10 protein-coding genes are annotated in these 15257 nt (G+C 66.4%); 5 read left to right on the forward strand and 5 right to left on the reverse strand.

Annotated elements, in window-relative coordinates; all coding sequences use genetic code 11:
- Positions 1 to 26: 26 nt before the first annotated feature.
- The 3 genes from P12x_RS14965 to P12x_RS14975 form a co-directional block, all read right to left on the reverse strand.
- Positions 27 to 479 carry a nucleoside deaminase gene (locus tag P12x_RS14965; RefSeq protein ID WP_435005101.1) on the reverse strand — a complete coding sequence of 151 codons (453 nt, stop codon included), beginning with the start codon at positions 477 to 479 and terminating at the stop codon, positions 27 to 29.
- A gap of 123 nt (positions 480 to 602) precedes the next feature.
- A complete protein-coding gene (locus P12x_RS14970) occupies positions 603 to 1427 on the reverse strand; it encodes a hypothetical protein (RefSeq protein WP_435005102.1) in 825 nt (274 codons plus the stop codon).
- A gap of 205 nt (positions 1428 to 1632) precedes the next feature.
- Positions 1633 to 2544, reverse strand: coding sequence for a dihydrodipicolinate synthase family protein (locus P12x_RS14975; protein WP_435005103.1), 912 nt, complete (start codon positions 2542 to 2544; stop codon positions 1633 to 1635).
- A gap of 687 nt (positions 2545 to 3231) precedes the next feature.
- Here P12x_RS14975 and P12x_RS14980 point away from each other — a divergent pair.
- The 5 genes from P12x_RS14980 to P12x_RS15000 all read left to right on the forward strand — a co-directional run bounded on the left by P12x_RS14980 (position 3232) and on the right by P12x_RS15000 (position 10284).
- Positions 3232 to 4227, forward strand: coding sequence for a DUF1559 domain-containing protein (locus P12x_RS14980; protein WP_435005104.1), 996 nt, complete (start codon positions 3232 to 3234; stop codon positions 4225 to 4227).
- 135 nt (positions 4228 to 4362) lie between these two features.
- Complete coding sequence (locus P12x_RS14985) at positions 4363 to 4824, forward strand: hypothetical protein (protein WP_435005105.1); 462 nt, start codon at positions 4363 to 4365, stop codon at positions 4822 to 4824.
- Entirely contained in the window at positions 4817 to 6679 is a 1863-nt protein-coding gene (locus tag P12x_RS14990; RefSeq protein WP_435005106.1) for a CRTAC1 family protein, read from the forward strand. The genes P12x_RS14985 and P12x_RS14990 overlap by 8 nt, the downstream gene beginning before the upstream one ends.
- Before the next feature lie 15 nt (positions 6680 to 6694).
- Complete coding sequence (locus tag P12x_RS14995) at positions 6695 to 9706, forward strand: FG-GAP-like repeat-containing protein (protein ID WP_435005107.1); 3012 nt, start codon at positions 6695 to 6697, stop codon at positions 9704 to 9706.
- Positions 9707 to 10056: 350 nt separating this feature from the next.
- Positions 10057 to 10284 carry a hypothetical protein gene (locus P12x_RS15000; RefSeq protein WP_435005108.1) on the forward strand — a complete coding sequence of 76 codons (228 nt, stop codon included), beginning with the start codon at positions 10057 to 10059 and terminating at the stop codon, positions 10282 to 10284.
- A 65-nt stretch (positions 10285 to 10349) separates the two neighbouring features.
- On the opposite strand, the gene P12x_RS15005 is transcribed toward P12x_RS15000, so the two are convergent.
- Entirely contained in the window at positions 10350 to 12083 is a 1734-nt protein-coding gene (locus P12x_RS15005) for a HEAT repeat domain-containing protein (RefSeq protein ID WP_435005109.1), read from the reverse strand.
- Positions 12084 to 12606: 523 nt separating this feature from the next.
- The gene (locus P12x_RS15010; RefSeq protein WP_435005110.1) at positions 12607 to 15249 is read right to left on the reverse strand and encodes a PVC-type heme-binding CxxCH protein; all 2643 of its coding nucleotides are present in this window, start codon (positions 15247 to 15249) and stop codon (positions 12607 to 12609) included.
- Positions 15250 to 15257 lie beyond the last annotated feature (8 nt).

Genomic DNA, 15257 nt, shown 5'->3' on the forward strand with positions numbered 1-15257 from the left:
TTCCGCCTCGGAGGTTGGGATGGGTGTCAATCGCCGATGTCTTCGTTCCAGAGTTCGGGACGATCCCGGATGAACTCGCTCATCAGGGCGAGGCACCGGGCATCGTCCAGGATTTCGAGGATCACGCCCCGCGACCGGACATGGTCCTCGGGCCCCCGGAAGGTCCGGTTCTCGCCGATCACGATCCGGGGGATCTTGTAGAGCAAGGCGGTCCCGCTGCACATGTCGCAGGGGGAGAGGGTCGAGTACAGGACCGATCGCCGGTAGTCGCTCGCCTTGAGCCGGCCGGCGTTCTCCAGGCAGTCCATCTCGGCGTGGAGGATCGCGCTGCCGCGCTGGACCCTCCGATTGTGGCCCCGCCCGACGATCCGGCCGTCGATCACCAGGACCGATCCGATCGGGATTCCGCCCTCATCCCGCCCCTGGCGAGCCTCGTCGATCGCGGCTTCGAGGAACCGGGCGTGATCGAGTCCGCTCATGGTCGCCCCTCGAAGCCGGGCCGGGATGGCTTCAGTCGATCCACCAGTCATGCAGTCCTAACCGACGGAACGACGCCCGACAAGAGGCGACTCCGAATTTCCTCGGCGGGCGATCGGCCGGCTTCATTGCCCGCCCGACTGGGTTCGGGTCCCCGCCGAAACGAAGATCGGGTCGGCCATGTCGGGCCGGGCCCCGTTCTCGATGGCGACCTTGTGCCAGGATCGCCAGGCGCGATCGACCTCGCGGAGCCCGGCCAGTCCGTAGTGGGTCCGGGCCGCGGCGTCCCAGCCCGATCGCGAGCCGTCGCGGACGAAGGCCAGGAACCGGGGACGTCCGCCCATCTCGACGAGGAATCGCGAGATCGAATAGCCCTGCCCGTAGAATCCCATGAGGTCGTCGGGATACTCCTCGGCCGTGAACAATCGATCCAGGGGGAGGTTCCCCCGACGCGAGATCAGGTCGAAGACGATCTGGTCGTGACGCCGGTGCTCGCGAATGTCCTCGGAAAGGAGCGAGGCACCCTCATCGGCCCATCGTGGCATCGGGCCGCCGAAGTAGGCGGCGAACACCGTGTGCGTGACCTCGTGCGGGAGCGACGACGCGAGGATCCGGTCGAGCCGGCCTTCCACGGTCATCTCCTGGTCGGAGACCCGGCCCCGGCTGAATCCGAACGAGGTCAGCCCTCCGGCCTCGCCCCGGGTGATCTTGACCTTGATCGGACAGGGGGCGGACCAGGGTGGCAACTCCTGGCCGAGCCAGGCCTTGGCGATCGAGACCCGGCAGGTCTCGGCGTGATTGCCCACCTGGCGGGCGATCTCGGGCGTGTCGGCCACGACCACGAAGTTGGTCGTCCGGTGCGAGGCCCCGGCCAGGAGCGGCAGCAGGGCCAGGGCAAGCCCCGCCGGGGCCCGATGAGCGATCCGCGAGGTGAGTCGTTGAGCGTCCATGCTCGATGTTCCTCCATGACGGCGACGTCAGCGATTTGACGTTCCGACCGGGGTCGATCCTTGGACCCGGTCGGATCGGTGGCGGACCATAGCAGAACTTCGGCCGGATGTCGCCCCCGGAATCGCGATTCTTGGGCGAGTCGCGCCGGCTCGATGGATGGATCATCGGTCATCGACCCATCGGCCATGCGTGAGTTTCGAAGAATCAGGCCGGGACCCCGGTGGCGTTGGGGAGGAACCCGACCAGATCGACCACCTCGGTCACCCGGCGGGTGGTCTCGGCATCCAGCGAGCGGAGCGGGGCCGGGAGCATCCGATCCAGGAGCCCCCGGTGTCGGCACATCGCCTCCAGGCAGGCATGCATCGGGCCGAAGCCGGCCGCCTGGGCCAGCCGGGTCAACTGCGATTGGAGGCGGAACGCCCGCTCGGCATCATCGGCCCGGGCGGCGTCCCAGATGGCCACGGTCAGCTCGGGCAGGGCGTTCGAAAGCGCCGAGACGAAGCCGTCGGCCCCGAGGTCGGTGGAGGTCCCCAGCAGGTCGTTGCCGTGGAGGTAGGTGAAGTCCATGCTCCGTCGCTCGCAGACCGGCCAGTCGAGCGTCCGGCTCAGGCTCGGGGTGACGTCCTTGGTCCCGACGATCCGGGGATGCTGCCCGAGCTGCCGGAGGACGTCGAAGCTCAGCTGGTTGCAGACCCAGGGGGCATTGTAGATGACCACCGGGCGGGAGAGCGTGTCGGCCAGGCTGACGAAATAGTCGGTCTGCTCGCCGACGGTCATCGGCAAGTACCAGGTCGGGAGGGCCGCATAGTAGTCGTATGGGAGGTCGTCGAACATCTTGGCCCGGACCTGAGTCCGTTCGGTCCCCATGTCGGACACGTTGAGGACCAGCGGGACCCGACCCGCGGCGGTCTCGGCCACGATCTCGGCGACCCTCCGCTGTCGGGCGTCGGTGAGCAGGTCGAACCGCGAGGTCGTGCCCAGGATCCAGAGGCCGTGGACTCCGGCATTAATCTGGAACTCGACCAGGCGGGCCAGCGCCGCCTCGTCGAGCTGGCCGTCGGGGGTCAGGGGTGTGGCCAGGGGCGGGACGATGCCGTGGAGACGCGGGAGATCCATCGGGAAGCCTGCCTCAATCGAGTCGAGCGGATCGGGGTTTTGGACCGGAATTCCGAGTATCCCGCGACCCGGTTCTCGACGCAACACGATGCTGCCCGAACCGCTCCACCCGGGAAGACCGCCCCCGATTCGGACGATCGTCAAAGTCGCGGGATTTTTCTCTTGACTGCCCGCGAGAAGCGGGTTAACTAAGCACTGGATCAATTCCAAGACATGTTTTATACCACCCCGTCCGCCGATTTTTTTCGATGCGTCTCCGCATCGAGATCGCGTCTTCGTAGGTTTACGTTTCTGATGAGAGGAAGGCGGCGCGAGTCGACGTGTGGGTGGTCGAGATTCGATACCAAAAATGCAATCATGCTTTTGTGTCTTTCCCGTAAAGATTCATAAAAAAAATGCAAAGAAAGTTCTTGTAACGGTCGTTAGTTAACTTATCCTGCTGATTAGTTCGCGTTTCTCCGGCCATGATGGGGTCGTGCCCGAATCATGGCTTCCCGGTCTTCGCGAGTATTCCGCCACTCGAGTCTCTCAGCGATTTGATCGAGAGCGTCAACTTCCTGGCCGGAAGCCGGGTGGGGGCGCGGACAATTCTCCGTTGGCGCCGGTGTAATCTCGTCTCCGTAGTCATGCTCGCTCATTCTTCTACCGCGAGTGCCAGCTCGCCCTCTCACGAATCGAGGACCGCCCATGTCACGACGAAAGTCAGGATTCACGCTGATCGAATTGCTTGTGGTCATCGCCATCATCGCCGTCTTGATCGCGCTGCTGCTTCCCGCCGTGCAGGCGGCACGCGAAGCAGCCCGACGCGCCCAGTGCATCAATAACATGAAGCAACTGGCGCTCGCCTATCACAATTACCACGACGTCAATGGGGCCTTCCCGCCCTCGAATTACGCCCCGAACTACCAGTCCGCCAACGTCTTCCCGAGCGCCGACGTCTGGCACGACTCGAACAACAGCTGTTGCCCGTGGGGCAGTTTCGGCTGGCCCGCCCTGATGCTGGGCTTCATCGAAGGCACCAACATCTTCAACTCGATCAACTTCATGCGTCCGGCCTACGCCTTCAACATTCCCGAAGGGCCGACCGGCGGATGGGGCGGGCCGAACAATCAGCGGGGTCCGGCTGGCGACCTGGCCAACTCGACCGTCGCGAGGGTGGCTCCCAGCGTCTTTACCTGCCCGTCGACCCCGCAGTTCGCACAGACGCCCAACGGTGAGTTCAAGGATTATGGGCTGAACACCGGATCGGGACTCATCGGCTGCTGCCCCGAGCGCCTCGGCGGCGGGTCGGCCAACGGAGGCGACGGCATGGGGACCCTGAATTCCGCGGTCAGCATGCGAGACGTGACCGACGGGACCAGCAACACCTTCCTGCACCTGGAACTGTCCCGGAATGCCGAGCATAGCTGGGTCGCGAAGAACCAAGGCTCCAACCAGTTCTTCTGGGTCCACCACCCGTCGCAGGGCATGACCTCCGCGAGCGAGCTGAACAATGGTCAGCCGTTCCCGCCGAACTCCAACTACCCCAACTCCCGAGGGGCGATCGGCAGTCACCCGGGCGGGATCAATGTCTCGTTCACCGATGGACACGTCTCGTTCATCAAGAACACGATCAACTTCCAGGTCTATCGCGCCCTCTTCTCTCGGGCCCGCGGGGAAGTGATCTCGGCCGATTCTTACTGAGCGGCTGCCGGATCGGTTCGGAGTCATGTCCGGACTAATATCGCAATCACTCTCCCGTGCCGACTCGGGGGCCGTAGCCCCCGGGTCGGCTTTGTCCCGTTATTCGGATCACAGTTGTCGACCGAGGCCTGAATCATGAGACCAAGCAAGATACTGCAACGCATCCTCGGGTTCTCCTGCCTGCCGCTCTGCCTGGCCTTCGTGGGTTGCGGAGATTCGGATCTGCCCGAGATCGCCCGGGTGACCGGCACGGTCACCTATAAGGGCAAGCCCGTCCCGAACATGATGGTGAACTTCATGCCCACCGCCGGACGCCCCAGCTGGGGTAAGACCGACGATGAAGGGCATTTTGAGATGAACTACGACGCCGACAACATGGGCGTCATGACCGGTCACCACAAGGTTTACTTCAATCCCGCGGTGGCCACCATCGACGGGGGCCGGAGTAAGCAATCGAAGCAGGCCCTGGCCTCCGGAGTCGGCCTTGCTCCCGAGGACATGCAAGTCATCCTCACCAAGTACGGCAAGGAAGACTCGACGAAGTACGAGGTTGATGTCACGAAGGACCCCACGGTCCTCGAGATCAAGCTTGACTGATCGGATCGATCGGAATCGTCGAGACGAGGCTCGATCGTCCTACCCCGACGTTTTCGAGCAGGCCGAGGAGAGGGGGGTGTCGCCCTTGCGTTGGATCGCATCCTGGTCGGTTATCGCGGCCTTGATGGTCGGGCCCGGTTGCCGGGAGGAAGTACCGGCCGGCTCCCAACCGACTCCCCCCGAATCCTCGACTCCCGAAGTCATCCGGGCCCAACCCGAGGTCGGGCCCTGGTTCGTCGACCGAGCCCGGGACTTCGGCCTCGACGTGGTCACGATCTGCGGGTCGCCGGAGAAGAGTTCGGTCCTCGACTCATTGGGGACTGGCGTCGCGCTCTTCGATCACGACGGGGACGGCGACCTCGACCTCTTCGTGGCCCCCGGCAGCCGGGTCGAGAAGCGCGAGGTCGTCGCCGCCGGCGGACCCTGGCTCTTCCGGAACGATGGGCCGGGGCACTGGACCGACGTCTCGGCGCGGTCGGGACTGCGTCACACCGGCTGGGCGCAGGGGGTGGCCGTCTGCGACTACGAGGCCGACGGCGACCTCGACCTCTTCCTGGCCCAGCACGGGCCGGATGCCCTCTGGCAGAACCAGGGGGATGGAACGTTCCGGGACGTAACCGCTCGCGCGGGCCTGACCGACTCCGAGTGGGGCGTCTCCGCCACCTGGGCCGACTTCGATGGGGACGGCTGGCCCGACCTCTACGTGACCAATTATCTCGACGTCGACCCGTTCCAAACCCCCGAGCCGATCGATTATTACGGGGGACAGACCAAGGTCTTCCGGGGGCCGGAGTATCTCGAAGGGCAGCCCGATCGGCTCTGGAAGAACCGGGGCGACGGGACCTTCGAGGATGTCACCCAGTCGTCGGGCGTCTACAACCCCCGGGGCAAGGGGATGTCCGCGCTCTTCGCGGACCTGGACGGCGACCGGATCCTCGACCTCTTCGTCACCAACGACACCCAGGCCAACGAACTCTATCGAGGGCTGGGAGGGGGGCAATTCAGCGAGGAGGCCCTCCTGGCGGGAGTGGCCCTGAGCGACCGAGGGGCCTCCGAGGCCGGGATGGGGATCGCCCTGGGCGATATCGACGGCGATGGGCGGCTGGACCTGGCCCGGACCAACTTCCACGACCAGGGCACCCGGATCAACCTGAACGTCGACGGCCGTCAATATAACGACATCTCGTCCTGTTCCACGATCACCCTGCTGACCAAGCGATCGGTGGGCTGGGGCCTGATCCTGGAGGACTTCGACTCGGACGGCTGGCCCGACCTCTTCCAGGCAAACGGGCACGTTTACCCCAAAGGGCCGTTCGATCGGTACGACCAGTCCCCCTTGCTGTTGAGGAATCAGGGGGACCAGCACTTCGAGGATAAGACCGGCGCCTGGGGGCCCGACCTCGCCTCGTTCCGGTCCGGGAGGGCCGTCGCCTCGGGGGACCTCGATGGCGATGGGGACGTCGACCTGGTGATGACGACCATCGACGGCCCGCTCCGCGTCCTGATCAACGAGGGAAGGCCGTCGAATCATGCGGCGGTCGTCCGGCTCGTGGGGAACCCGCCCAATCGAGAGGCGATCGGGGCGACGGTCGAACTACTGGCCGGGAACAGGACGCGGGTCGATGTCGTCCGGCGAGGTGGGAGCATCCTCGCCGCCTCCGACTCGGCCCTCCATTTCGGCCTCGGCTCCGCCGAGCGGATCGACCGGCTCCGGGTCGGCTGGCTCGACGGGACAACCTCCACGTTCCTGGTCGACGACCTCCCGGTCGACTCCTTGCTGACCATCCGCCAGGGCGACCCGGTCCCACTCTCCCGGCGATTTGCGACCGGGGATCTGGCGGGCCCGGCACGATAGGCTATCCTGGGAGTCATGACGACCTCGTCGACGGATGATCCTGGATCGGTCCCGGCCCAAGACCTCGGGCGCGGCCGTGTCGTGGGGTGGCGACCCTCGACGATCAGCCTGGCGGTACTGGCGATCCTCCTGGGTTCCGGCTGCGCCTACTGGTTCTACCGGGGATGGCGGGCCTCGAACCTGCTCGAATCGGCCAGGGGGGCCGTCGCCCGGGGCGAGCGAGCCTCGGCGGCTCGCGACTACGCGAAAGTCCTGGAGTGGTGGCCCCGCGATGACGAGGCCGCCTACGGACTGGGAGCTTGCGAGCAAGCCGCCGGACACCTGGATGCCGCCGCGGAAGCCTGGGGGCGGATCGGCTCCGATTCCCCCTATGCCAACCTCGCGGCCGTGAAGATCGCCCCGATCGAGCTGGAGCGGGGCCGATTCGCCCGAGCCGAGGATCTCCTGGAGCCGGTCGTCCGGGCGGGGGGGAAGCCGTCGATCGAGGCTCGCGAGATCCTGGGCCGGGTCCTCCGCTTCGAGGACCGACGCGACGAGGCTCGCGAGCTGCTCGGGCAGGAGCTGCTCCAGGCCCAGGACCCGGTGCCGGTCCTCCGTTCGCTCTGGATGCTCGACTTCGAGGCTGTTGCCATCGATCGAACGCGAAGCATGTTCGAGAAGGCGGCCCGAGAACAGCCCGACGATGATCGAGTCCGGCTCGGGCTCGCGAACCTCGACCGCCGATCGGGCAAGCTCGATGAGGTGGCGGCCGGGCTCCGGGCCTGCCTGGTGTCTCGCCCCGAGGATCATGCAGCCTGGCGATCGTTGCTCGAATGGGCGCTGGCTGCCGGCCGGGTCGAGGAGGTCCACCGGGCCTTGCCCCATCTCGCCGCCAACCGATTTTACGAGCCCGAGATCCTGAATCTCCGGGCCTGGCTCGCCGCCCGGTCGGGAGATCGCCGGGCGGAACGAAGGGAACTCGAACGATTGGTGGATCGCGATCCCGCCTATCCGGGCGCGCTCGAACGCCTGGCCACGATCGAAGCCCTGGACGGGGAGACGGAGAAGGTCGCGGCCCTCCGGCGCCGGAAAGCCGAGTTGGACCGGGCCCTCCATCGGTATCACGAGATCTTCGAGATGGGGGCCGACCAACTCCCCGGGCATGCCCTTGAGATGGCCCGGCTCGCCGAATCCCTGGGACGTCCGATCGAGGCCTGGGGCTGGTGGACCTTGCAGCTTCGGAATCAGCCCGGAGATCAGGAGGCCCGCTCGGCCCTGGACCGGCTCGGCAAGATTGGACCGATCGCCCCTCCGGGGACGTCCCTGGCCGTTCGGGTGCTCGACCTCGGCCCATCGCCGCTCGCATCGACGACCGCACCCGCGCCGGGTCCGTCTGGCGTGCCGCCCTCGTTCACAGAGGACGCCGAGCGAGTCGGGCTGAGGTTCGCGTTCGATCAGGATCCGACCCCGGAATGCCGGCTCCCCGAGACGATGTCCGGAGGGGTCGCTATGATCGACCATGATCGCGATGGCTGGCTCGACATCTATTGCATCCAGGGGGGGCCGCTCGACCCGACGAGCGGTCGCAAATCTCCCGGCGATCGGCTGTTCCGCAACCGAGGTGACGGGACCTTCGAGGATGCCAGCCAGTCGAGCGGGATCACGGAGATGAGTCGGGGCTACGGGCACGGGGTCGCGGTGGGCGACTTCGACTCGGATGGTTGGCCCGACCTCTTCCTCACCCGGTTCGGCTCGTACGCCCTCTACCGGAACAAAGGGGATGGGACCTTCGAGGACGCCACCGATCGCGCCGGCCTGGGGGGGGACCGAGGGTGGCCGACCTCGGCCGCCTTCGCCGATCTGGATGGTGATGGGGATCTCGACCTCTACGTCTGCCATTACGTCAAGTGGGATCGCGACCACCCGGCCCGCTGCCACGATCCCGAGACGAATCGGCCCACCTATTGCGAGCCCCGCGCCTTCGAGGCCGAGCCCGACCGACTCTTCCGGAACGACGGCGGCCTCTTCGTGGACGTCACCGACGAGGCCGGGATCGTCGACAAGGATGGCCGGGGACTCGGGGTCGTCGCCAATGATCTCGACGGCGACGGCCGGGTCGACCTGTTCGTCGCCAACGACACGACGGCTAACTTCGCCTTCTTTAACGAGGGCGGACTGAAGTTTCGCGAGATGGGGCTCGAAGCCGGGCTGGCGGGGAATGCCGAGGGGAGCTACCTCGCCGGGATGGGCGTGGCCTGCGGAGACCCCAACGGGGATGGTCGGCCCGACCTGGCCGTGACCAACTTCTACAACGAGTCGACCACCCTCTACCGGAACCTCGGCCCCCGGATGTTCGCCGACGAGGGGGCCTCCTCGGGGACGACCTTGCCCAGCCGCTATCTCCTGGGCTTCGGGATCGCCTTCCTGGACTTCAACAACGATGGCCGGCTCGATCTGGCGACCGCCAACGGGCACGTGAACGATTCCCGGCCGCTTTACCCCTACGCCATGCCGATGCTACTGCTGGCCGGGGGCGACTCCGGGCGATTCGTCGACGTGACCGCCGAGGTCGGCACGCCGATGACCGCCCCCCGGATCGGCCGAGGCCTGGCGACCGGCGACCTCGACAACGATGGCAAGGTCGACCTGCTCGTGGTCGATCAGGGGTCTCCCCTGGTTTATCTCCACAACGCGACGCGGGGGGGGCATTTCCTGACTCTCCGGCTGGAAGGGACCCGCTCGGGCCGGGAAGCGGTCGGGGCGAAGGTCATCGTGACCGGCGGGGGCCGTCGTCAGTCCGCCTGGCGATTCGGCGGCGGGAGCTATCTGACGGCGGGCGACTCACGCTTGTACTTCGGGCTCGGAGATCCGGGAGAGGTCGAGTCGGTCGAGGTCTCCTGGCCTTCCGGTCACGTCGACCGATTCCAGGGACTCCGGGGGGATACGGGCTATCTCCTCCGCGAGGGAGGGAGCGAGCCGGAACCACTCCCGGGCTTCGCGGGACCCCCTGATCGGCCCAATCCGGATCAGCCCGTCCTTCGACCCTGATCCGGGACGACTGCCCGGGCGGGAGAGGCCGGAATTTCGGCAAAATCGCCCGCAATTGCTGCAATGTGACCCGGAACTCCGCTTGACCGGTTTGCGATTTCTCGAAGGACCGATAATTCGGCCGATGGCGCCGGGTTTTGTGTGATGATCGGCTCGCGAGTCGTCCGATCCAGAAGACGACGAGACTCGTGGTGAAACAGGAGGCGGTGATAACCGCCCCGACTCGCTCGGGTCCCGAGACTGGTGGACGAGACGCTTCCTGGAGACCGGGAGGCAGACCGTCGCTCAAGCCATCCCCGACCCGGAATCGCCCCGATGGCGAACGGGTCAGCACGGAGAAGGAGATCCGAATGGCCACTGCCCGTCTACGCGTGTTCCCGCATCCCGATGACGAGCCCGTCGAGGATTTCCACGCCCCGTCCGTGCCGATCCGGCTCTCGGAACTCTATCCCTTGCTGGCCCAGGCGTTCCGCGATAATTACGTCTGGCTCCGCGACTTCGAGAACGAAGAGCTGATGGTCAGCAATGACCTCTTCGAGATCGTCCGGGCCTTCTCGAACATCCGGCCCTCGGCCTGAGCCCTGCCGGAAGCCGACCGAGCCCCCCACCGCCTCGATGGCGGCAGGGGGAACGCTCGAGAGATTCATCGTCCGCCGACCACCGAGAATTCGGCGGATGATCCTTCGGGCTTGGCGACTTCAACCCGGATTGGCTGTTCTCCTCGGGAGTCCAGGTCGACCTTCACGGTCAACTTGTGCCGCCCTTCGGCGATCTCGACGGTGGGGGAATCCCCGGCCGGGATCGGCCGATCGTCGAGCCAGGAAGTCAGTCCTTGGGAACCTTCGAAGCGGAAGGTGATCGGGCCGGCGGCCGAGACCGTGATCTCGCCCTGGATGATCGACGACGACGCTCCGTCGGCCGCGATCTCGGAGATCGGCAGGTTGCCGGCGACCTCGGCATAGGCCGGGGACCACTCGCCGGGGTCGGCTTCGAGGATCTCCTTGATCCCCTCGGTCCCGGTCTTCAGGACGCGCCATCGCTGGATCGTCGGGACCGACTTCAAGGCGTACGGGCCGGGCTTGCCCAGTTCCGAGACGAATCGGACCAGGTCGACGAATTCGGCGTGGGTCAGCATGTTCGCCAGCCCCTTGGGCATGAGCGAGCCGCCTTTCTTGCTGTCCTCGATCGAGGCGGTCGGCACGACCCGGATCTCGGCCGTGGCGTCCCTCAGGACGAGCTTCTTGTCGTCCTCCTCGACCACGATCCCCTGGAGGACCCGCCCGTCGTCGGTCAGGACGACGCGGGTCTGGTACTCTTCCTTGATCGACTGGTCGGGCAGGAGGATCGAGTACACCACGTAATCGACCGGCGAGCTGAGGCCCACGGCGCTCAGCTCGGGGCCGACGCCACCCGCCGCGCCCGAGAGGGCGTGGCACTTCATGCAGCTCATCTCGGGCCGACGGAAGATCGCCTCGCCCCGTTGGGCATTCCCCCTGGCGGCCACCTCGGCGGACAGGGCTTCCATCTCGGCCTTATCCAGCGGCTTCGACTCGGCCTCGATCCCGGCGGCCCGGCTCAGGACGGCGACCAGCGATTCATCGGCTCGGCCCAGGGCGTAGATCCCCCGGAGTCCCAGCTTGGCGTTATCCGCCAGGGGCTTCCGACGTCCCAGCGCGGCGGCCAGTTTCTCGGCCCCGCCCTGGAGGTCGAGGAACGCGGCCATCAGGGGGGCGATATCCTGGTTGATCGGCGATCCGGCGAGGATCCCGGCCACCTGATCGGCGGCGGCGTCGACATCCAGTCGGGCCAGCGCGGCCAGGGCATGGATCCGGATCGAGGCCGGGCGATCGGGGGCGGCCAGGCCCTCGATCACCTTGCGGGCCGACTCACCGCCGATCGACGAGATCGCATCGAAGGCGGCTGTGCGTGTTGATTCGTTTGTCCCCTCGGCTTCGGCGAGCGAGCCGAGGGCGTCGAGGGTCGCTTCGGCCTTCCAGAGTCCGGCCAGCCGGATCGCGGCCCGACGGGTGCCCGGGGCGGAATCCGGGCCGAGCAGTCGGCCCAGGCCCGAGAGGTCGCCGGAGGGGCGCAGGTCGCGCGTCAGGGCCACGTCGGCGAGGACTTCCAGCGCCTTCCGCCTCACGTCCGCCGAGAAACCCTGGGGATCGGTGGCCCGGTTGAACAGATAGGCGAGGTCGTCGGCATCGCCCCGCTTGCCGATGATGTCGACGATCTGGCCGACGCGGGCCTCGGGGGCTTTCTTGAGGAGCTTCACGTAAGAGCTATCGGGCTTCGGGGCATCCTGCGCGGCGGGACAGGGCGAGGTCGTCGCCGCCAGGGCGACGAACAGGCAGGCGGTCGACGCGATCGGCCTCATGGGATCAAACCTCGGTGCGGGTGGGATTCGGGGCGGCGAGCGGCCCGGTTCATGGGCGGTAGGCTCAGGATGGCCAATTCAAGCTCTTCTCGGATTCGTCCGGCCTGGGTGGCAGGGGCCTGCCACCCCAGACAGTCCCGTCCCGCTACATTATCGGGAAATTATGGAACTGGTAATCCTTGGCGTCTCTATTTTCCACGATCGATGGCGTCGCGAAAACCCCTCTTCCCGACCCATCCCGCGAGGGTGTCCCCGGGGATTCTTGGGGCTGCTTTCCCGACTCCGGCGGTGATCGGCACCCGGAGCAAGCTCCGGGGCGGATAGCGGCAGCAAGCTGCCGCACTCCAAGGCGGCTCCGCCGCATCAGAGACCGCCGGAGGCTTTGGAGTGCGAGAGCTTGCTCTCGCTTTGCTGGGCGGAGCTTGCTCCGCCGAGACAGACCCCCAGAAAATCTGGTTACACCCTCCCGCGAATGGGGCGGGCCGAGAGGAAGGGGCTTCGACTCGCCGGGGATCCTCGACCTTTACTTGCCCTCCCCCTTGATCCGGCGGTCGAGGGTCTTGTTGGTCTCGTCCAGGGTGTACTTCAGGTAGTAATCCTGGTCCTTGAGCAGCGACTCCATGGCCGCTTCCTGGGCGGGGGCGGCGTCCTTCCCGTCGAAGAAGCTGAGGGCTCGGACGGCCTCCAGGCGGACCCGGGGGTGGTCGTCGTTGACCTGCTTGCGGAGCTTCTCGATCGGGTCTTTGACGTAGTCCCGCCAGTAGCAGAGGACCCGGGTGGCCGCGGCCCGGGCCTTGGGCTCGGGGCAGGTCAGCATCTCGTCGAGGGCGGCTTCATCGAAGGCGTCGAGGCTCTGGTGGAGCCAGAGGGCTTCGAGCTTGTGGTGCCAGTACTCGGGGTCGTTCTTGTAGAGCCCGTCGACCCATTTCTTCAGCTCGGACAGGACCACCTCGGGCGGGTGCTCGCGGAGTTCGCGGCGGGCCCGGTAGCGGGTCCGGTCCTCGTAGGCCTTGAGGAGGTCGAGCAGCTCGGGGACGCTGGCCCCGGCGATCTTGGCCTTCTCGACCAGGGGACGCTTGGTGTAGTGGACCCGCCAGATCCGCCCGTGCTCGACGTCTCGGTTGGGGTCGCGGAGCGAGTGCTGCATGTGGCCGACCAGCGGGTTGTACCAGTCGACCAGGTAGAGCGCCCCGTCCGGGCCGAATTCGAGGTCGACCGGCCGGAAGTTGGGGTCGGTCGAGCTGAGGAGCGGCTGGACCGGGTCGGCGTGGAAGCCCGAGGCATCCTCCTTGACCCGGTAGCGGAGGACACCCTGGAACCCGATCACGTTGTTCAGAACGTAGTCGCCCTGGGTCTCGTCGGGGAAGTTCCGGCTGGAGATCAGCTCGCAGCCCGAGGTCGGCCGCCACTGCTTGGTCAGGAACTCCTGGAGCCGCCCGTGCTTGTTCGGATAGTCGACGTCGCCCGAGAAGGCGGTCCCGTAGTAGTTCGCCCCGCCCGAGGCGTCGGCCACCAGGTTCTGGCCCCATCGGTCGAAGTAGTGGCCCCAGGGGTTGGCGAAGCCGTAGGAGACGAAGATGTCGAACTTCTGGGTCTTCGGCTCGTACCGGAAGACGCCCGCCTCCTTCACGCGCCGGGGACCGTAAGGGGTCTCGACCTGGGTGTGGTGGAAGGTCCCTTCCTGCCAGTAGAGCGCCCCGCCCGGGTCCCAGGTGAAGGCGTGCATCGCGTGGTGCGAGTCGGCCGTGTCGAACCCGTGCATGATCAGCTCGCGGGTGTCGGCCTTGTCGTCGCCGTCGGTATCCTTCAGGAACATCAGGTTGGGCTGCTGCGCGACATACGCTCCGCCGTCGCCCAGCTCGATCCCGGTGGGGACGTGGAGCTTGTCGGCGAAGACGGTCTCCTTGTCGGCCTTGCCGTCGCCGTCGGTGTCCTCGTAGATCAGGACCATGTCGTTGACCGGCCGGCCCGGCAGGTATTGCGGGTACGACGCCATGGTCGTGACCCAGAGCCGCCCCTTGGCGTCGAAGGTCATCTGGACCGGCTTCTTCAGGTTGGGGAACTGCTCCTCCGAGGCGAACAGGTTGGCCTCATACCCTTCGGGCAGGGTGAAGGTCCGACGCGATTCCTCCGGGGAGGTCATGTGGATCGGCCGCTTGACGTTGGTCTCGACACGGACCAGTTCTCCGGTGTCGCTGTCGTCGATCGTCGCCGGGACGCTCTTGCCCTGCGCGACGGCCCAGATCCGGCCTTCGCGCTTCTGGATCATCTTGCGGAGCTTCTCGAACTCGGCCGGGAAGTTCACCACCCCGAACGGCTTCTCGCGACCGCCGTAGATGTAGCAGCCGTTGATGGCCCGGTAGTCGTAGAAGAACTGGAGGTTCTTCTCCAGGACTTCCTTCTTGAGCGCGGCCAGGTCGGCCTTGATCCCCGAGGGGCGGGGGCCGAAGAGGGCCTCGTCGAGGACCTTGGCCACCTGCTGGTCGCCCGCTTCATTCAGGTGGATGCCGTTGATGGTCAGGTGCGGCTTGTCGGCCTTCGACCCTTCGTCCATCAGCTTCTTGGTCGGCGTGAACAGGTCGACGAAGACGACCTTGTGCTTGGCCGCGGCCTCGGCCATCGCCTTGGTGTAGAGGGCGATGTTCTCATTGTTGGCCTTGCCGTCGGTGATGTGGGGATTGCCGAGGTCTTCCTGGGCGATCGGCGAGAGCAGGACCACGCGCGGGGCGGCCTTGCCGTTGTACTTGGTGGAGGTCGACTCGGCGAGGAACTTGTCGAGGTCCTGCTTGAACTTGTCGAGCCCCGCCGGCCCGCCGAACGACTCGTTGAAGCCGAATGCGGCGACCAGGACGTCGGGCTTCTCGTCGTTGAGGGTGTGCCCGTGGTCGTCGAAGGCGGCCTGGCGCGGCCGGAGGGCCACCTCGTCGGCCGACCAGCCGAGGTCGTGGAAGATCAGCTCCAGCTCGGGAAAACGGCTCTGGAGGAGCGTCTCGAAGTTCCCGAAATACTGCATCCGCTCGGCCAGGGTGTTGCCGATCAGGATGATCCGATCGCCCTTGTTCAGGGTCAACTTGGCCGCGTCTTCGGCCCTCGCCGAGTTCGAGGCGATCGGGAGTGCCGCCATCGTGGCGAGCACGGCACAGATGGCGAATCTCGCCCTCATCATCGTCAGTC

This window comes from Tundrisphaera lichenicola, assembly GCF_051175385.1.
Lineage (GTDB): Bacteria > Planctomycetota > Planctomycetia > Isosphaerales > Isosphaeraceae > Tundrisphaera > Tundrisphaera lichenicola.

Excerpts from the sequence above, each read along its gene's own strand:
- P12x_RS14965 (WP_435005101.1), bottom strand. The coding sequence starts at position 479 with ATGAGCGGACTCGATCACGCCCGGTTCCTCGAAGCCGCGATCGACGAG.
- P12x_RS14980 (WP_435005104.1), top strand. The coding sequence starts at position 3,232 with ATGTCACGACGAAAGTCAGGATTCACGCTGATCGAATTGCTTGTGGTC.
- P12x_RS15010 (WP_435005110.1), bottom strand. The coding sequence starts at position 15,249 with ATGATGAGGGCGAGATTCGCCATCTGTGCCGTGCTCGCCACGATGGCG.
- P12x_RS14985 (WP_435005105.1), top strand. The coding sequence starts at position 4,363 with ATGAGACCAAGCAAGATACTGCAACGCATCCTCGGGTTCTCCTGCCTG.
- P12x_RS15005 (WP_435005109.1), bottom strand. The coding sequence starts at position 12,083 with ATGAGGCCGATCGCGTCGACCGCCTGCCTGTTCGTCGCCCTGGCGGCG.
- P12x_RS14995 (WP_435005107.1), top strand. The coding sequence starts at position 6,695 with ATGACGACCTCGTCGACGGATGATCCTGGATCGGTCCCGGCCCAAGAC.
- P12x_RS14970 (WP_435005102.1), bottom strand. The coding sequence starts at position 1,427 with ATGGACGCTCAACGACTCACCTCGCGGATCGCTCATCGGGCCCCGGCG.
- P12x_RS15000 (WP_435005108.1), top strand. The coding sequence starts at position 10,057 with ATGGCCACTGCCCGTCTACGCGTGTTCCCGCATCCCGATGACGAGCCC.
- P12x_RS14975 (WP_435005103.1), bottom strand. The coding sequence starts at position 2,544 with ATGGATCTCCCGCGTCTCCACGGCATCGTCCCGCCCCTGGCCACACCC.